The following is a 17,371-nucleotide window of genomic DNA, read 5'->3' on the forward strand; positions in this document are numbered from 1 at the left end:
CCGGCAGCGCGAGCACCAGTCGAGCGCGTCGGCCGGCTCAGCCGTCCCGGCGCAGCACCTGCCGCCACCCCTGGCGCGCCACCGCCGCCGGGCGGCGCCCCCAGGACGGTGCCGCCGGCGTCGGGACGGCCGGCGGCGCCGGGGCTGACGGGGCGGGCGGCGGGGTGCTGGGCCCGCTCTCGGTGGCGGTACCGGTGAAGTACTCGGCGTCCTTGGGCCGATGGGCGAGTGGCCGGGCACCGCGGGTCACCGGTTCCAGGTGCGGGATGTGCTTGGAGCAGTGGATGTAGGCCTCGTCGACCGAGATGTGCACCCACAGCTCGGTACGGCGCCCTGGCGCGGTCTCGACCGGCAGCTGCGGGTAGGCGGTGCGCAGCGCGTCGTCGGGGCGCAGATGGGCGGTGCCGTTGACGTGCAGGCCGATCCGGTCGCCGGTGAAGTCGAGGAAGAGCAGGCCGAGATGGGGATTCTCGGTGATGTTCCCAGCGCTCGCCATGACCCCGTTGCCGCGGTACTCGGGATAGGCCAGCGTGTGGTCGTCCAGGACGAGGACGAACCCTGGCGGCCCGGCCCGGAAGCTGGCGTCGCAGGCGCCGTCGGCGTCCGCGGTGGACAGGAAGACCATGCTCTGGCGGGCGATGAAGGCCTGCATCTGGGCTGTCAGGCACGGACGCACCTGGCGCTGGTAGAACTCCGCGGCGCGTTCGGCGGTGCCGAGCCGTTGCTGCAGCCGGTGCTCGCCGGCCGAGCCGAAGCGGATGCCGCCGTGAGCGCCGAGCCGGGACTGGTGACCGTCGGTGGAGCCGGCGGCGGGCTGGGTCACGAGGACTCCACCTCGTCGAGCGAGACGAACGGGTCGTGGTGGAGGCGCTCCAGCGGGATCCCGCCGCGGTACAGGATCCGGGCGGCGGCGACGATCAGCGGGCCGGGTCCGGCGAGGTAGGCGTCGTGCTGCGGCCAGGGCCCGCAACGGGCCACCGCCTTGAGCAGTTGGTCGCCGTCGACGGTCCCGGCCGCCTGCTCGTCGGCGACGGCGGCCCGGATGGCGAGCCACGGGTGGCGCTGCGACAGCTGGTACAGGTCGTCGAGCGCATAGAGCTCTTCGAGGCTGCGGGCACCGACGAAGAGGTCGACGGGCCGCTGCAGGCCGTCCAGGGCAGCCTGTTCGATCAGCGCCCGGATCGGCGCGAGCCCGGTGCCACCGGCCACGCACACCACGCCCCGTCGCGACCGGGTGTCCAGCGTCATGTCGCCCAGCGGGGCCCCCAGCCGCAGGACGTCACCGACGACGGCTCGGCGGACCAGGGAGTTGCTGACCCGGCCGCCGGTGACGGCCCTGACCTGGAAGGTGATGCTGCCGTCCGGGCGCGGGGCGTGGGACGGGGAGTAGTAGCGCCAGGTCTTGGGCCACCAGGGGGTCTCCATGCTGACGAACTGCCCCCCGGTGAACGGGTACGGCTGGTCGGTCCGCACCGTGATCTCCGCGAGGTCCCCGGAGTGGCGCCGGTGGTCGACGACGCGGGCCTGCCAGACGGCGGGGCGGTACTGCGCGTCCTCGACGGCGGCCCGGTCCATGGCCTGCGCGGCGGCGTTGTAGGCCCGCGACCACGCGCCGGCGACCTCGCCGGTCCAGGCCTCGCCCGCATAGTGCCCCAGGGTGGCGAGAAGGCACTCGCCGACCGCCGCGTAGTGGCCGCTCAGCGTGCCGAACTTGCGGTGGTCGCGGCCGAGATTGGTGCAGAAGGTCACCAGGTTCTCGGGATCGTCGACGAGTTCGACGATCAGCAGCAGTGCGCGCAGCAGCCGGTCGTGCTGGACGTCCATCTGGACCGGAAACAGCTCACGGACCTGCGGGTAGCGGTCGAACAGCGTCGCGTAGAAGAACCTGGGCAACTCGGCCGCGTACGGCTCGACTGCGGCCACGCTCGCTCGGATCAGGGCGATCTCGCGGACCGTCAGCAGCTGCCCGGGCTCGGGCAACTCGACGGTCGGGGCCGACGGCCGATCGTCCTGCGGTGCCGCCTCGGTGGCGACGCCTCCGGTGGAGTGGTTGGCGCGGAACTTCACAATGCGGCTCTCCAGTCCAGTTCGTCACCCCCCAGTGAACTGTGGTTGCCCGGCATGGACCCGACAGATTCTCCCCAGTGGCATGGTCCGCGCCAAGCGGCATTCGGTGAAACCTCTGTGAGCATGGGTTTCTTGCCAAGACCTGGAGTCGCCTGGTAGCAGTCCGTAAACCCCGCGCCACCCCTTACAGCGGGCACCCTCCCGGGATCCCGGCCCCGGAGCCTGCCGCTCGAACCGGGGCCGCCGGTGCCTCTGGCGGCCGCAAGTTCTTGGGATGTGGTCCCTGGCGTTGGAGGAATTGGGTGGAGAGCGTGCAGGAAGTCACGGTTGAGTCAGGGCCGGCAGCGCGAATCCTGGGAGTCCGAAGCTGCCTCCAGGGAAGTCGCCGGTGCGGGAGCGCGCTGCCCCCGGGGAGGAGACTGGGCACAGGCGGCAGCTTGTCACCGACACCGGAGTTGATCATGGAATACCTTGTCACGATGACCACCCGCGTCCCGGACGGGACGTCCGAGCAAGCCGTTGCCGACATCCGCGCCCGCGAGGCCGCACGGGCACGCGAGCTCGCGGCGCAGGGGCACCTGCTCCGCCTGTGGCGACCGCCGCTCCAACCGGGCGAGTGGCGAACGCTCGGGCTCTTCGCCGCCGCCGACGGCGGCCAACTGGAGGAGGTCCTGTCCTCCATGCCGCTGCGCGCCTGGCGCACCGACGAGGTCACCCCGCTGTCACCCCACCCGAACGACCCCGGCCGCGCCGACGACTGACCCGCCCGCCCCCGGCCGCTCCTGGCCCGTGGCACGGTCACTCGCACGGCCGTACGAGCCACCCGTGCTGCTGTCCCCCGAAAGCGTCGCCATCGAGGACGGAATCTGACCTAGATGGCCTCTAGCGTGATCCTTGTCAACGAAGCAGGACACGCAAGGAGCAGAAGACCATGACCGACGACGCGATGACGACCGGTGACCTGACCGACACCTCGGCCCTCGCCGGTGAGCGGGCCGACCTGGCAGCGATGCTGACCAAGCACCGGCACTTCCTGCGCTTCACCACCCGCGATCTCACCGACGAGCAGGCCGGACTGCGGACCACCGCGAGCGAGCTGTGCCTGGGCGGCCTGATCAAGCACGTGAGCTCGGTCGAGCGGGGCTGGGCGGAGTTCATCGTGCAGGGCCCGTCGGCGATGGGCGACTTCGCGACCATGACCGAAGCCGACTTCGCCCGGCGGAGCGAGGAGTTCCGACTGATGCCCGGCGAGACGCTGGCCGGCGTGCTCGCCGACTACGCCGAGGTAGCCCGCCGCACCGACGAGCTGCTCGCCACCCTGCCCGACCTGAACGCGACTCAGCCACTGCCGAAGGCCCCGTGGTTCGAGCCCAACGCCCGCTGGTCGGCCCGCCGGGTCCTGATCCACATCATCGCCGAGACCGCGCAGCACGCCGGCCACGCCGACATCATCCGCGAATCCCTGGACGGCGCCAAGAGCATGGGCTGACCCGACGGTCCAGGGGTCGGCGCCGGCTCGGCCGCCGCTGGGGCGGTCGAGCCGGCGCCGACCCCATCACGAAGGCTCCCCTGCCCGTGCCTGGGGGTCCGATCACCTGCCGGTACGTTCGGCGATGATGCTCGCGACAGCATCCGGGTCGTCCGGAGTGATCGTGGGGCGCACGCGGTGTCCGACATCGATGACGAGCGCCAAGTCGATGTCGACGACCGCCCCGGGGCACCGGAGGGCCACAGCGCCGCGTCAAGACGGGCCGGACGGACAGACTCCGGCGGCATCAGGCCAGTCGGAGGCTGAACGTCCGTTCGTTCAACTGGAGTTGGCCGGAATCTGCTAATCGTTTGGACGGCCCCGCAGGGGGCCGATCGTCGAGCAGAAAGGCACCACCATGCCTCTTCGCAAGGCACTCACCGCTGCCCGCGTCGCCGCCACGGTCGCCGCCGTGGCCGTGGCAGCTCTCGCCGCCCCGGGCAGCGCGACCGCATCCACCAAGGCGCCGGTCCTCACCGTCACCACGCAGGCCATCCAGGCGGCACGGAACGCCGTGCACCCGGACGCATTCACCAACTGCACCATCGGCAGCAGCGGCGACATCGCCCTCACTCCCGGCAGCAGCCTGGGCCAGGGCGTCAACCTCTGCTCCGGCAATTACGAACTGGCCATGCAGAACGACGGCAACCTCGTGGTCTACGGACCCACCGGCGCCGCGCTCTGGTACAGCGGCACGGCGAACCCCGGGACCACCGTGGCGGACATGCAGACCGACGGCAACTTCGTCGTCTACTCGGGCAGCACCGCCCTGTGGAACTCCCACACCTGGGGCAACCCCGGCGCCTACGTGTGCTTCCAGACCGATGGCAACCTGGTGGTCTACCGGCCCAACAGCAACGGCCAGTACACCTGCACCGGCGGCCCCTTGTGGAACAGCGGAAGCTGAGCCACAGCGCTCCTCCCCCGGCCGTCGCTGCTCACGCAGCGGCGGCCGGGCGGGACTGACTACCCTGAGTCCCGTGGCCGCCCATCCCCCCACCCGCCATCTGCTGCGCGCCAAGGACCTCGCCGACGCCCGCTACGCCGAGCCGCTCACGGTTGCCGAGCTCGCGGCGGCGGCCGGGCTGTCCCGCGCGCACTTCAGCCGCGAGTTCCGACGGGCCTTCGGAGAGTCACCGCACGCCTACCTGCTGACCCGGCGGCTGGAGCGCGCGGCCACCCTGCTGCGCACCACCGACCGGCCGATCGCCACCGTCTGCTTCGATGTCGGGCTGAGCAGTCTGGGGTCGTTCACCACCAGTTTCACGCGGATGTACGGGCTGACGCCGGCCGCCTACCGGGCCGCGTTCCCGCCGGCCGCCGCGCACGCGATCATCCCCGGCTGCGTGCAGCGCGCCTACGGGCGGCCGCAACACCGCACGTTTCGAGAAGACGGCGCCCAGGGCTCCGGAATAGCGTGACGGTACCGCCGAAAAACGTACCGAGCCACGTACTCGAGAACATGCACCTGGAGGATCCGATGATCAGAATTGCCACCGCCCAGCTCTGGGTCCACGACCAGGAGGAGGCACTCGCCTTCTACACCAAGAGCGTCGGCATGGAGGTCAGGTCCGATGTCACGATCCCCGAGATGGGGAACTTCCGCTGGCTCACGGTCGGTCCGGCCGGGCAGGAGGACGTGGCCATCGTGCTGATGGAGATCCCCGGCCCGCCGGTGTTCGACGCCGAGACCCAGGCGCAGGTGCGCGAGCTGACCGCCAAGGGCGCGGCCGGCACCGTCTTCCTCACCACGGACGACTGCGACGCCGCCTACGCGGAACTCTCGGCGCGCGGCGTCGAGTTCAACGAGGAGCCGACCGACCAGCCGTACGGTCGCGACTGCGGCTTCCGCGACCCGTCCGGCAACAACATCCGGCTCACCCAGCTCCGCGAGATGTGACCGCAGGCCGTCCGAAACGGCGAGCGCCCGTTTCGGACGGTCGACGGCGCGGTGGTCGACGGCGCGGTGGTCGACGGCGCGGTGGTCGAGGGCCGCGGTGGTCGAGGGCTGCGTTCGCCCATTCGAGCGCTCAACCGCGCCGCTCCGGGAGCTGACCTACCGTCGGGCATACCGTCGGGCGGGTGACTTCGGATGCCGCGTACCAGGAAGCCCACCGCGCCCAGGGGGCTCTCGCCCGGTTCGGCCGCCTCTGCTACCGCCGTCGCCGTCGGGTGCTGCTGCTGTGGGTGATCGGGCTGCTCGTGGTGATGGCCACCGGTTTCGGCTTCGCCGCACCCTCGGACAACAACTTCACCGGCGGCCGTTCGCAGTCCGCGCAGGCGCAGAACCTGATCAAGCAGCACTTCCCCGAGCGCAAGGGCAGTTCGCTCACGCTGGCGATCCAGGCGGACACCCAGGTCACCTCGCCGCCGGTGCGCGGGCGCGTCGACGCCCTGGTGGCCGAGCTGGCGGCCGCCCCGCACATCACCGGCGTCCACTCGCCCTACAGCACGCCGGGCCAGATCTCCCAGGACGGCACCATCGCCTTCGCCACCTTCCAGGCGGACACCAACCCGCTGCCCACCTCCGAGGTCAAACACCTGATCGCGCAGACCCGTTCGGCCAGTGGATCCGGGGTGGTGTTCGCGCTGGCGGGCGCCGACGTGGTGACGGCGGAGACCCCGTACGGCGGCAAGTCGGACGCGATCGGCGCGCTCGCGGCGATGCTGGTGCTGCTGATCGCCTTCGGCTCGCTGCTGGCGACGGGGCTGACCATGCTGGCGGCACTCTTCGGCATCGGCAGCGGACTGGCCCTCACCTTCCTGATCGGATACGTGATCCCGGCACCTTCGTTCAGTCCGATCGTGGCCACCCTGCTGGGCCTGGGCGTCGGCATCGACTACGCGTTGTTCATCGTGACCCGCTACCGCGAGGCGCTGTCCGAGGGCGCCGAGCCCGAGCAGGCGGTGGTGGTGGCGCTCGCCCGGGCCGGGCGCTCGGTGCTCTTCGCCGGGGCGACCGTGGTGATCGCCATGCTCGGCCTGTTCGTCGTCCAGCAGAAGCTGCTCAACGCCACCGCGGTGGCCGCCTCGGTGACCGTGCTGATGACGATGATCGCCGCCGTCACGCTGCTGCCCGCGATGCTCGGCTACGCCGGACGCGGCATCGACCGCTTCAAACTCCCCTACCTGGGCCGGACCGGCGCGCGCAGCCCGATGGCCGAGCGCTGGGCCCGGGTGATCCAGCGCCGCCCGGTGACCGGTCTGCTGATCGGCGCCAGTGTGATGATCGCGCTCGCCATCCCGGCCTTCTCGATGCGGCTGAGCTTCGAGGACAACAGCACCGAACCGCACAACACCAGCGGCTACACCGCGAACCGGATCCTCACCGAGGGCTTCGGCGCCGGGTACAACGCCCCCTTCGTGGTGGTCACCGAGCTGCCGCCCGGCTCCTCGGTCGGCGCGGTGGAGCCGCTCGTCGGCGCGGTGGCCGCCACCCCGGGCGTCGCGGCGGTCACCCCCGTGCAGGTCAGCCAGGACGGGCAGGCGGCGCTCTTCATCGCCTACCCCACCACCGCGCACCAGGACGCCGCCACCCCGACGCTGCTGGGCCACCTGCGCGGGGACGTGATCCCGATGGCCACCACGGGAACCGGCCTGGTGGTGCACGTCGGTGGTCCGACCGCCGGGGACGTCGACTTCGCCTCCGAGGTCGCCGCCCGGCTGCCGTACCTGATCGCGGCGGTCATCGGGCTCGCGCTGATCCTGCTGCTCGTCCTGGTGCGGTCGGTGGCCATCGCGGTGAAGGCCGCGGTGATGACGCTGCTGTCGGTGGGCGCCTCGTTCGGCGTGCTGGTGATGATCGTCCAGTGGGGGTGGCTGGGTTCGCTGCTCGGCTTCCCGACCAGCGCGCCGATCACCGCCTGGGTGCCGCTGTTCATCTTCCCGATCCTGTTCGGGCTCTCCACCGACTACGAGGTCTTCCTGGTCTCGCGGATCCGCGAGGAGTACGACGCGGGCAACGACACCGGCGAGGCCGTCGCCCGCGGCCTGGGCCGCACCGCCCGGGTGATCACCGCGGCCGCGGCCATCATGGTGACCGTCTTCCTCTCCGTGCTGGCCACGCCCGACATCGCGGTCAAGGAGTTCGGCCTGGGCCTGGCCGTCGCCGTGTTCCTGGACGCGACGCTGGTCCGGATGGTCCTGGTCCCCGCGATCATGGAACTCCTCGGCAGCCTCAACTGGTGGCTCCCCCGGCCGCTCGCCCGCCTCCTACCGCAGATCTGACGCACCGGGGGAACGCTTGGACCGACCGGTCTTGATCAGAGCAGCGGCGAGCCGCTGCCCTCCAGCAGGACCCGAGCCACCAGCTCCGCGTTGTCGCCCATCGGCACGTGCCCGCACCCGGGCAGCGGGAGGAACCGCGCGGTCGGCAGCAGTCTGCGTGCCCGCCGCGCCTGGGCGTTGAGCAGCAGGCGGTCCCGCGTGCCCCAGGCGATGGTGACCGGAACGTCGGCCGGAATCGCGGTGGGGAAATGTGAGACGCGCTCGGACCAGCCGGCCCGCAGCGTCCCGCGGAAGCCCGGCCCTTCGAGCAACGCCCTGGTGTCGAGCAGCAGTTCGTCCGGATCGAGCAGCTCGGGCCGTCCATAGATCACGCCGAACATGGCCTTGCGGCCGTGCGGACTCGTCGCCAGTGCGGCGCGGATCGGCTCGGGCGTCCGGGCGGCGAACCGGTGCAGACTCAACATGCCTGCCGCGTAGGCGAATCCGGGCGCGCGGAAAAAGCCGGCCGGGGAGAGCGCGGTGGTCGAGGAGACCATCCCCCGGTGGGCGGCGTGCAGGGCGAAGAGCCCGCCCAGCGAGTTGCCCGCCACGTGCGGGCGCTCGACGCCGATGGACCGGAGGAACGCGGACAGCACCGCCATCGCGCTGTCGATGGTGTAGGGCATCCCGGGCGGCAGCGGTGGCGACGCCCCGAAACCGGGCAGGTCGACGGCGATCACCTCGCGTTCGCGGGCCAGCAGGTCGAGCACCGGCCGCCAGCCCTGCCAGCGGTGTCCGATGCCGTGCAGCAGGAGCAACGGCGGTCCGTCGCCCAGACGTTCGTGTACGAGATCCATGAAACAAGAGGATAGGTCCGAGGTTACCCACCGGTCAGTAGGGCGTGCGCGAGCCGATCGACCGGGGCGGCTCGATCATGGCTCTTCGACCGGAACCCCGGCTGGAGGGCGGCGGCGGGCGCACCCTAAGCTGGCGCGATCATGTCGGCTTTTGGTGATTCGTACATGCTGCTTCAGGAGGACAGTTGATAGAGGCTCAGGATCCGGCGGCGCCGCAGCCCGAGGACGCCGGGCGCGGGGTCGGGCGCCGGCGCTTCCTCGGGTACGTGGTAGCGGCGCCGACGCTGGTGGTGGCCGCGCAGTTCGAGGAGGCCGTGCTCGCGCCGACGCCGGCCGCGGCGGCGATCCCCTCACTGCCGGAGCCGGCCGAGCTGTACGACCTGACCGACATGCTCACCGACGCGACCCTGCCGACCTCGGGCCTGATCACCATCGCGCTGAACACCGACGGCACGGCGACCTTCGCCCTGCCGCGCGCCGAGGTGGGCCAGGGCATCACCACCTCCACCGCGATGCTGATCGCCGAGGAGCTGGACCTGCCCCTCGCGCAGGTGCGGATCACGCTCGCCGACGCCCGCCCGGAGCTGCTGTTCAACCAGCTCACCGGGGCGTCGAACACCACCGTGTCCACCTACACCCCGGTCCGCGTCGCGGCGGCGATCGCCCGTCAGCAACTGCTGGCGGCGGCAGCCGTCCGGTTCGGCGTGCCCGTCTCGACGCTGACCACCTCCGCGGGCGTGGTCAGCTCGGCGAACGGGCAGAGCGCCGGCTACGGCTCGCTGGCGACGGCCGCGGCGAGCCAACTCACGCTGCAGGTCTCGGTGGCGCTGAAGCAGCAGGCCGACTTCAAGGTGATCGGCACCGCTCAGCAGCGGATCGACGCGCTGGACATCGTGACGGGCCGCAAGCAGTTCGCCATGGACCTCTCGGTGCCGGGCGCGCTGCCGACCATGGTGTGCCGGCCGCCGACGGTCAACGGCACGCCGCTGTCCGTGCAGAACCTGGCGGCGGTGCGAGCGATGCCGGGCGTGACCGACATCGCCACCATCTCCACCGGCGTCGCGGTGCGCGCCGCGACGTTCGGGCAGTGCATCGACGCGGTGCGCGCCCTCCAGGTGACCTGGGCACCGGGCACCGAGGACGGCTCCTCGGACAGCACGGTGGCGCAGGAGCTGAAGGCGGCCGAACTCCCGCTGGTCGTCCCCCCGCTGAACCTGCTGGCGCAGACCCTCGACACCACCTTCACCTTCGCCTTCGCCAGCAACACCGCGCTGGAGCCCAACTGCGCGATCGCCGACGTGCGTCCCGGCCGGGCCGAGATCTGGGCCTCGCTGAAGTCGCCGATCGTGGCGCAGGGCGCGATCGCCGCCAAGCTCGGGCTGCTGCCGGGCGCCGTCACCGTGCATGTCACCCAGGGCGGCGGCTCGTTCGGCCGCAAGCTGTTCTTCGACGCGGCCCTGGAGGCCGCCGAGATCTCGCAGCTGATGGGCAAGCCGGTGAAGCTGATGTGGCATCGCACCGACGAGTTCCGCCAGGGCCGCACCCACCCGATGTCCACCTCCCGGGTGCGCGCGACCTACGCGCTGGGCCAGGTGCTCAGCTTCGAGCAGCGCCACACCTCGGTGGCCACCGACTTCAGCCACGGCCTGGGCGAGGTGATCACCGCGCTGGTGGCCAAACTGCCGGTCGGCGACATCGGCTTCTCCGAGACGATCTTCGAGCTGAGCCAGCAGACGCCCTACAACTTCGGGCTGACCACCCAGCTGCTGAGCGAGGTGGACAAGGGCTTCAACACCGGCAGCATGCGCGGGATCTACTCGCCCAACGTGCGCTGCGCGCAGGAGTTGATGGTCGATCAGCTCGCGAACGCGCTGGGGCAGGACCCGTACCAGTTCCGCCACCAGTCGCTGAAGGACGCGCGGGCCCGCGCCGTCCTCGACAAGGTCGCCCAACTCGGCTCCTGGGGGCGGACGATGGCCCCCGGGACGGCGCAGGGCATCGCCGTCCACCCCGAGTACCACAGCGTCGCCGCCGTGCTGGTCGAGATCGACTGCACCGCGGCCACCACCGGACGGCAGATCCCCGACGCCTGCACCGGCCCGCGGGTCACCAAGGTGGTCTGCGCGGTCGACGCGGGCATCGCGGTCAATCCGCTCGGTCTGCAGGCGCAGATGATGGGCGGCATCATGGACGGCATCGCACTGGCCCTGACCTCCGGCCTGCACCTGAGCAACGGGGTGATCCAGGAAGGCAGTTGGGACAACTACTTCTACACCCGGCAGTGGAACACGCCGCCCGAGCTGGAGATCGTGGTGATGCCGCCCAGCGGCGAGACCCCCGGCGGCGCGGGCGAGTTGGCCGTCGGTGCGGCGATGGCCGCGGTGGCCTGCGCCTACACCCGGGCCACCGGGACCATGCCGACCAGCTTCCCGGTCAACCACGCGGCCCCGCTGGCCTTCGACCCGCTGCCGACCTCCCCGCCCATCCCGCAGTCACCCGTCGACGGCCTGACCCGCACCTACTAGGAGCAGAACCGTGCCCCAACACACCTTCATCCTGAACGGCGCACCGGTCTCGGTGGACGTCGAGGACGACGTCCGGCTGCTCTGGGTGCTGCGCGACGTCCTCGGCGTCACCGGCCCCAAGTACGGCTGCGGTCTCGGCGTCTGCCAGGCCTGCACCAGCCACATCAACGGCAAGGCGTTCAACCCCTGCTCGGTGCCGGTCAGCGCCGTGCAGCCCACCGACCAGATCACCACCATCGAGGGACTGCCGGCCACCGTGGGCAAGGACCTGCACCCGATGCAGGAGGCCTGGCTGGCGTACGACGTCGCGCAGTGCGGCTACTGCCAGCCGGGGCAGATCATGGCCGCGGTCGCCAAGGTGCAGCAGGCGCGGGCCGCCGGGCACGAGATCAGCGACGCCGACCTCGACGAGATCCGCAACATCTGCCGCTGCGGGACGTACGTCCGGATTCGGGAGGCGATCACCGCCGGCGCGAAGAACTTCTGACCGCGGTCGGCCCGGAGAGCCCGATATCCGGCTCTCCGGGCCTTCTTGACGTATCGTCAGGCGTCAGCCAGTGCAGTGCTCCCAGGCCAGGTGGTAGATGGTGGTGAGGCTGCCGTCGGTGGAGTCCATGGTCATGAAGCTGGTCACGGTCGGGTCCGCGGGGTCGGCGCTCACATGCAGCTGGGTGTTGATGTTGAGGTCCCGGGTCGCGCCGCAGGGGGCCCAGACCAGCGAGGCGATGCCGGTGGTGTCGGTGGCCTGCCAGTTGTCGTCCAGCGGGCCGGCGAAGGAGTGGGTGGCGCTGGCGGTCTGCGGCTGCCCCTGGAAGTAGTAGCTCGCCTTCTCCTGGGAGCTCGCGCCGCTCGCTAGGTACGCGTAGCCGCGGTAGTCGGCCTCGGCTATGGCGTAGGTGAAGCCCTGCGGGGCGTTCACCTGGACGGTGAGCTGGCAGTTCTTGCGGAAGTCGGTGGGACCGGCGCCGGAGCCGACCTGCGCGAGGTAGTTGCTGTAGGTCACGGTGAAGGCCGTCGCGTCGGGCGAGGTGGCGACCGCCGCGGTGCCGGCCGGGCAGCCGGAGCCGTTGAGGCTGACCAGCCCGATGGTGAAGCCGCCGGGCGGGGTGGTGTCGGCGGGCGCGGCGTGTGCGGCGGCGCCGCTCAGCAGTGCGGCGGCGAGCAGTGCGGTGCTCGCACCGGCCGCGGCAAGTACACGAAGCATGGGGCAGTCCCTTCGATCGAAACCGTTGACGGGCCTTGCTTGGGTGGAACCTTACGTGCACATGACAAGACAATCCAGGGCTGCAGGCACCTGAATATCACTCAATGAACACATGGCACTACTTTCAGACATTCCATCAGGACGCCCCAGCGGCCGCGTGTCGCCGCCGCGCACGCCGGCCGGCCGCCGCCAGGGTGGTGACGCAGTCCGCCCGCCCACTGGAGGCATCCGTGCACCGTTCCAATTAAGTGAGCAGGAGTGATTCTTGGGTCCACTGCTGATCACTGCGGGCATCCCGAACGGTGTTGGATGCCCGACTGGTCGCCCGCGTTCTCTTGGCCCCCGTTCGGGTGCGTACATCGTGTGCACGGTCCGTGACGGGGTGGCGGGTCTCCTCACGCCCCGGGCCACCTGGTTCGGCCTGGACGGTCCGATGCCCGCGCACATCGCTCTGGTGTGCACGGGGCGGTGCTGTCCGTCGCCGAAGGGGGCACCCCCGGCCGAAGGCTGGGGGAGGGTGTCCGAGGGCGCGTCGTCCGATGGCGACAGCGGCGCTGTCGTGTCGGGTGGTGGTGCGTCGTGGGGCCGTGAGCGGCTTCTGCCAGTGCTGAGCGCCCCACATGCTGGTGTAGGCGGGGTCGACCGCGACGATCGACAGGCCCAGCTCGGCGGCCATCGACACGAGCCGGGCCCTGAGCTTGCCAGTGGGGATGGCGGAGATGAGCTGGCGGAAGCGCTTCTTGCGGCCGTGCTTCTCGCGGGTCTTCTCGGCAGCGAAGTCCAGGTCCTCCAGGCCGATGGCGTTGACGCCGCAGCGCTTGGCCCAGTGCAGCAACTGGCTGATGGCGTGCCGGATCTGGGCGTCGCGGTGCCCGGCCGACCCGGACAGGTCGTAGGGGAAGCGGTGGGGCTCGCCGACCGGGTTGCCGTGCTTGTCCAACCGCCAGGCGGCGAAGTGGTCAGCGTTCGTGTCGACGCCGACCATGCCGTTCGCGCGGGCCGTCTCCAGCGGGACCGTGCGGACGACCGGCCGGGTCCAGGAGGCGTCGAGGTACCACCGCCCGCGCGCCGCGTCGTGGTGGATGCGGTACGCCACCGCCCGATTGTCCTCGATGCGGTCGGCCCACTCGGCGCCCCGGTGCGCGAACGCGACCTTCGCCGCGAGGACGTACCGGCCGTGCCCGGCGTTGGCCAGGGCGGCGAGCGGTGCGGGGAGCTTGAGGCTGACCTCGCCGTCGGGGGTGACGCGGATCGTCTCGTTGCCGTACCGCTTGCCCGACTCGCCGTCGGCGGACAGGAACCAGCGCGCCGCCTGCCAGTGGGCCCGCCACTGTGGCTCGGTGAGGTTGGCGGCGGCGAGGTGGTGCCGGGTGTTCAGCAGCTTGCGGCCCCCGCGCACCACCCGCACCCGCCAGATGCTCGCCCACCAGCCGCAGCACCCTCTCATCCTCCGCCGTCAGCCCCCTGAGGCGATAACGCACCGTCACCCCGCTCGGACCGACCACCACGAACGGCGAGCCAATCGGGCGCGGCCTCCTCTTCTCCGTCACACCCGACCACCTCCCTCATCCACCGGGCAGACCGAGCATAAGCACAACCACCGACAAACCGTCAAACCAAGTCAAACATCGCCGAATTGGACACCAGGGACATGAACCTCGGAGATAACTCCCGCACACTCAAGCACACTTATGCACACTCCACGATCAGCAGCCAACACCCCCTCGCGCCCCGGCGGCCGGCCGCGCCGCTCGCCGCCGTCCTCGCCACCGTCCTGGCCACCCTGCTGCTGACCGGCTCCGGGCCGGCGCCCGCTCCCCCGGCGCCGCTGGCCGCGGACCTGGACCGGCTGCTGACCGATCCCCGGCTGACCGGGGCCGAGGTCACCGGCCTGGTCACCGACGCCACCACCGGCGAGGTGCTCTACCGGCACGACCCGGGCGCGCTGGTGCTGCCCGCCTCCACCCTGAAGACCGTCACGGCGGCGGCCGCGCTCGAACTGCTCGGCCCCGACCACCGGTTCAGCACCCAGGTGCTGGCGGCGGGCCCGCGCGCGGGCGGCGAGCTCGACGGCGACCTGGTGCTGCGCGGCGGCGGCGACCCCACCCTGCTGCCGGCCGACCTGGACGCCCTGGCCGGGCAGGTCGCCGCCGCCGGGATCACCACGGTGGCGGGGGCGGTTGCGGCCGACAGCAGCCGGTACGACGACGTCCCGCTCGGCGCCGACTGGGCGTGGGACGACCAGGCCGCCTACTACAGCCCGCAGATCTCCGCACTCACCCTCACCACCGACACCGACTACGACCCGGGGACCGTACGCCTCACCCTGACCCCCGACCCGTCGCCCGGGCAGCCGGCCACGGTGCGGCTCACGCCCCCCGACGCGCCGGTGCAGGTCGGCGGCCAGGTCGCCACCGGGGCGGCGGGCGGCGACTACACGGTGCAGACCAGCCGGCGGCCGGGCGGCAACGCGATCGTGCTGAGCGGCAGCCTGCCCGCCGGCGGCGGTCCGCACGAGGAGTGGGTCACCGTCGAGGACCCGGCGAAGCTCGCCGCCACGGTCTTCGCGGCGGCCCTCGCCCGGCACGGGGTCACGGTGCGCGACGGGGTGCACGACGGGGCGAGCGGCGCGGTCGCGGGTGCCGATGCGGTGGTGCTGGCCGCCCATGACTCGCAGCCGCTCTCGGAGCTGATGGTGCCCTTCCTCAAGCTCAGCAACAACGGCATCGCCGAGCACCTGGTCAAGGAGATCGGCCGGGTGAAGTCCGGGGCCGGCAGCTGGGCGGCCGGGCTCGACCAGGTCGAGGGCTTCCTGCGGCGCGCCGGCCTGGAGAGCACCCCGGCCCGCCAGGTGGACGGCTCGGGGCTGTCGCGGCAGGACCTGCTGACCGCCCAACGGCTGTGCGACCTCCTGGAGTTCGCCCGCCGGCAGCCCTGGTCTGCCACCTTCTACCAGGCGCTGCCGGTGGCCGGCGACGCCCGCCGGATGGTCGGCGGCACGCTCAAGGACCGGCTGCGCGGCACCGCCGCCGAGGGCCGGGTGCACGCGAAGACCGGCTCGCTGACGGGCGTGGACACGCTGGCCGGCTATGTCGAGCGCCCGGACGGGCACACGCTCGCCTTCGCCCTGCTGGTCGACAACTTCGTCGGCGCCGACCCGCGACCGGTGATCGACGCCTTCGTGCTCCGCCTGGTCTCCGACAGCGCCACCTCGCCGGCCCCCGCCGGGTCGACCGGAAGGCGCCGCAGCGGCGCCCACGACTGGGAGAACAGCTGTGCGGCGCAGGGGAGTTGCTGACCACGGCTGATCAGTCGGCGCGGCCCAGGTCGAGCGTCCAGAGCATGCCGCCCGAGGAGGAGGCGGTGCCGACCCCGGCGTCGGCGTACTGGCAGTTGAGCATGTTCTCCTGGTGGACGGCGTCGTCCGTCCAGTCCTTGACCACGCCGGCGGGCGAACTGGTGCCCTTGTCGAGGTTCTCGCCCCACATGGTCCACGGGTAGCCGGCCGCCGTCATCCGGTCGGCGGCCTGGCCGCCGCGCGGGTCCACATGGTCGAAGTAGCCGTCCGCCGCCATCTCGTCGGAGTGCCCCTGGGCGGCGGCGTGCAACCGTGGGTCCACCCGCAGCGGACCGCAACCGGCCTTGCCGCGCTGGAGGTTGATCAGGTCGATCAGCTGCTGTTCGAGACTGCGTGGAGCGGCCGACCGACTGGGCGACGCGGTGGCGGCGGCCGGCGCGCTGGGCAGTGAAGCGACCGTGGCGGGCGCGGAGCTGGCCGGTGCGGGCGGCGGGAGGAGCGACGGCGTGGCGGCCGCGCTGGACGGCGGGGCCGAGGCGGCGTCCGGCACGACCGGGCCCAGCTTGCTCGGCGTGCTCGGCAGCAGCTGCACGACGCCCAGGACGGCCGCCGCCGACAGCGCGACGGCGCCGACCAGCTGGACGGGCCGGTGACCGCCGAGTCGGCGGCGCGGGCGCGGCACGCCGGCGCCGTGCGCCGGGGCCCCGGGGTGGGCGGCAGCCGCGGGGTGGCCGACGGAACCAGGGTGGGTGGCAGCCGCGGTGTGGGCGGCGGCACCCGGGTGGGCGGCGGCCGCGTGCGGGAGCGCGAGCTGCGCGGCCGTCGGGGTGAACGCGGCCAGGTGCGACGGCGGGAGCAGCAGCGGAAGCCCGGCCAGCAGACCCTCGACCGGCACCAGGTCGCTGCAGTGCCCCGAGCAGTACGGGCAGCCCCGCAGGTGCCGAGCCGTGCGCTTGCGCCACAGCGCGCCCGGCTGCCCGTCCCAGCCCGAGGTGATCACCGCCAGCTCCGCGCACCGCGGCTCCATCGCCAGCGCGCGCACCACCGCGCGGGCGGTGTCCAGCTGCTCCTTCATCCGCTGCACCCGCACCGCGGCGTGCTGGGGGGTGAGGTCCAGCGCCGCCGCCAGCTCCGCGCGGGTCAGCTCGCCGCTCGCCTCCAGCCACCAGAGCGCCAGCAGATCGCGCTCGCGCTCGTCCAGCCAGCGGGTGGCCTCGGCGACCTCGCGGCGCTGACCCGAAAGGCCGAGCCGCAGGATCGTCAGATCCACGAAGTCGGCGGCCGGATCGGTGACCTCCGTCATCTCCTGCAGCCCCGGCACGGGCGCCGCCTGCCGGGCCGCCCAGCGCCGGCGTATCTCGTTCATCGCGACGGCGACCAGCCAGGAGCGGAACGAGGAGGGCTCGCGCAGCCCGTCCAGCGAGTGGACCACCCGGAGCATGGTCTCCTGCACCACGTCGTCCACGTCCGCATGGCCGTCCAGGGCGCGGCCGACGACGTTGTACAGCAGCGGCAGATGATCCGCGATCAGCCGCTCCCGCGCCGCCGCGTCCCCGGCCTGCGCCGCGGCGACCGTCTCCGCATCGCTTGCACCGTGCATCCGCATTCGCAGTCCTCGCTCGTTCCGGCTCGTCGCTCCCCGCCACTGGAAGACCCCGGGGAGCGGGCCGGATAACAGAAATCGCC

14 protein-coding genes and 1 pseudogene are annotated in these 17,371 nt (G+C 72.0%); 9 read left to right on the top strand and 6 right to left on the bottom strand.

Annotated features, from left to right (window positions below):
- Positions 1 to 37: 37 nt before the first annotated feature.
- The gene (locus P3T34_RS04240; RefSeq protein ID WP_280671818.1) at positions 38 to 760 is read right to left on the bottom strand and encodes a pyridoxamine 5'-phosphate oxidase family protein; all 723 of its coding nucleotides are present in this window, start codon (positions 758 to 760) and stop codon (positions 38 to 40) included.
- 59 nt (positions 761 to 819) lie between these two features.
- Entirely contained in the window at positions 820 to 2,067 is a 1,248-nt protein-coding gene (locus P3T34_RS04245; protein WP_280664616.1) for a globin domain-containing protein, read from the bottom strand.
- A 458-nt stretch (positions 2,068 to 2,525) separates the two neighbouring features.
- Here P3T34_RS04245 and P3T34_RS04250 point away from each other — a divergent pair, with 458 nt between their 5' ends.
- From P3T34_RS04250 to P3T34_RS04275, 6 genes are all read left to right on the top strand, one after another.
- Positions 2,526 to 2,828: a muconolactone Delta-isomerase family protein gene (locus tag P3T34_RS04250; RefSeq protein ID WP_280671820.1), complete on the top strand. Its 303-nt coding sequence runs from the start codon at positions 2,526 to 2,528 to the stop codon at positions 2,826 to 2,828.
- A gap of 170 nt (positions 2,829 to 2,998) precedes the next feature.
- Entirely contained in the window at positions 2,999 to 3,556 is a 558-nt protein-coding gene (locus P3T34_RS04255) for a DinB family protein (protein WP_280664617.1), read from the top strand.
- A gap of 397 nt (positions 3,557 to 3,953) precedes the next feature.
- Positions 3,954 to 4,502 carry a hypothetical protein gene (locus P3T34_RS04260; RefSeq protein WP_280664618.1) on the top strand — a complete coding sequence of 183 codons (549 nt, stop codon included), beginning with the start codon at positions 3,954 to 3,956 and terminating at the stop codon, positions 4,500 to 4,502.
- Positions 4,503 to 4,575: 73 nt separating this feature from the next.
- The gene (locus tag P3T34_RS04265; RefSeq protein WP_280664619.1) at positions 4,576 to 5,016 is read left to right on the top strand and encodes an AraC family transcriptional regulator; all 441 of its coding nucleotides are present in this window, start codon (positions 4,576 to 4,578) and stop codon (positions 5,014 to 5,016) included.
- Between the two features lie 59 nt (positions 5,017 to 5,075).
- Positions 5,076 to 5,495: a VOC family protein gene (locus P3T34_RS04270; protein ID WP_280664620.1), complete on the top strand. Its 420-nt coding sequence runs from the start codon at positions 5,076 to 5,078 to the stop codon at positions 5,493 to 5,495.
- 182 nt (positions 5,496 to 5,677) lie between these two features.
- Positions 5,678 to 7,822, top strand: coding sequence for an MMPL family transporter (locus P3T34_RS04275; RefSeq protein WP_280664621.1), 2,145 nt, complete (start codon positions 5,678 to 5,680; stop codon positions 7,820 to 7,822).
- 35 nt (positions 7,823 to 7,857) lie between these two features.
- Here the strand turns inward: P3T34_RS04275 and P3T34_RS04280 are convergent, their stop codons facing one another.
- A complete protein-coding gene (locus P3T34_RS04280; protein WP_280664622.1) occupies positions 7,858 to 8,658 on the bottom strand; it encodes an alpha/beta fold hydrolase in 801 nt (266 codons plus the stop codon).
- A 188-nt stretch (positions 8,659 to 8,846) separates the two neighbouring features.
- Between P3T34_RS04280 and P3T34_RS04285 the strand changes: the two genes are divergently transcribed.
- Both P3T34_RS04285 and P3T34_RS04290 read left to right on the top strand, forming a co-directional pair.
- On the top strand, positions 8,847 to 11,183 hold the full coding sequence (locus tag P3T34_RS04285) for a molybdopterin cofactor-binding domain-containing protein (protein ID WP_280671822.1): 2,337 nt from the start codon (positions 8,847 to 8,849) through the stop codon (positions 11,181 to 11,183).
- Positions 11,184 to 11,193: 10 nt separating this feature from the next.
- Positions 11,194 to 11,670 carry a 2Fe-2S iron-sulfur cluster-binding protein gene (locus tag P3T34_RS04290; protein WP_280664623.1) on the top strand — a complete coding sequence of 159 codons (477 nt, stop codon included), beginning with the start codon at positions 11,194 to 11,196 and terminating at the stop codon, positions 11,668 to 11,670.
- Positions 11,671 to 11,733: 63 nt separating this feature from the next.
- On the opposite strand, the gene P3T34_RS04295 is transcribed toward P3T34_RS04290, so the two are convergent.
- Together P3T34_RS04295 and P3T34_RS04300 are read right to left on the bottom strand one after the other, a co-directional pair.
- Complete coding sequence (locus P3T34_RS04295; protein ID WP_280664624.1) at positions 11,734 to 12,387, bottom strand: DUF4360 domain-containing protein; 654 nt, start codon at positions 12,385 to 12,387, stop codon at positions 11,734 to 11,736.
- Between the two features lie 244 nt (positions 12,388 to 12,631).
- Positions 12,632 to 13,937, bottom strand: a pseudogene (locus P3T34_RS04300) (IS200/IS605 family accessory protein TnpB-related protein).
- A gap of 101 nt (positions 13,938 to 14,038) precedes the next feature.
- Here P3T34_RS04300 and dacB point away from each other — a divergent pair.
- A complete protein-coding gene (gene dacB / locus P3T34_RS04305; RefSeq protein ID WP_280664625.1) occupies positions 14,039 to 15,685 on the top strand; it encodes a D-alanyl-D-alanine carboxypeptidase/D-alanyl-D-alanine-endopeptidase in 1,647 nt (548 codons plus the stop codon).
- Positions 15,686 to 15,695: 10 nt separating this feature from the next.
- Here dacB and P3T34_RS04310 read toward each other — a convergent pair whose 3' ends face one another.
- Entirely contained in the window at positions 15,696 to 17,285 is a 1,590-nt protein-coding gene (locus tag P3T34_RS04310; RefSeq protein ID WP_280664626.1) for a sigma-70 family RNA polymerase sigma factor, read from the bottom strand.
- Positions 17,286 to 17,371: the final 86 nt, after the last annotated feature.

The organism is Kitasatospora sp. MAP12-44 (assembly GCF_029892095.1).
Lineage (GTDB): Bacteria > Actinomycetota > Actinomycetes > Streptomycetales > Streptomycetaceae > Kitasatospora.

What these genes read in the sequence shown, in the direction of transcription:
- P3T34_RS04270 (WP_280664620.1), top strand. Translation starts at nt 5,076, where the DNA reads ATGATCAGAATTGCCACCGCCCAGCTCTGGGTCCACGACCAGGAGGAG.
- P3T34_RS04310 (WP_280664626.1), bottom strand. Translation starts at nt 17,285, where the DNA reads ATGCACGGTGCAAGCGATGCGGAGACGGTCGCCGCGGCGCAGGCCGGG.
- P3T34_RS04280 (WP_280664622.1), bottom strand. Translation starts at nt 8,658, where the DNA reads ATGGATCTCGTACACGAACGTCTGGGCGACGGACCGCCGTTGCTCCTG.
- P3T34_RS04255 (WP_280664617.1), top strand. Translation starts at nt 2,999, where the DNA reads ATGACCGACGACGCGATGACGACCGGTGACCTGACCGACACCTCGGCC.
- P3T34_RS04260 (WP_280664618.1), top strand. Translation starts at nt 3,954, where the DNA reads ATGCCTCTTCGCAAGGCACTCACCGCTGCCCGCGTCGCCGCCACGGTC.
- P3T34_RS04295 (WP_280664624.1), bottom strand. Translation starts at nt 12,387, where the DNA reads ATGCTTCGTGTACTTGCCGCGGCCGGTGCGAGCACCGCACTGCTCGCC.
- dacB (WP_280664625.1), top strand. Translation starts at nt 14,039, where the DNA reads ATGAACCTCGGAGATAACTCCCGCACACTCAAGCACACTTATGCACAC.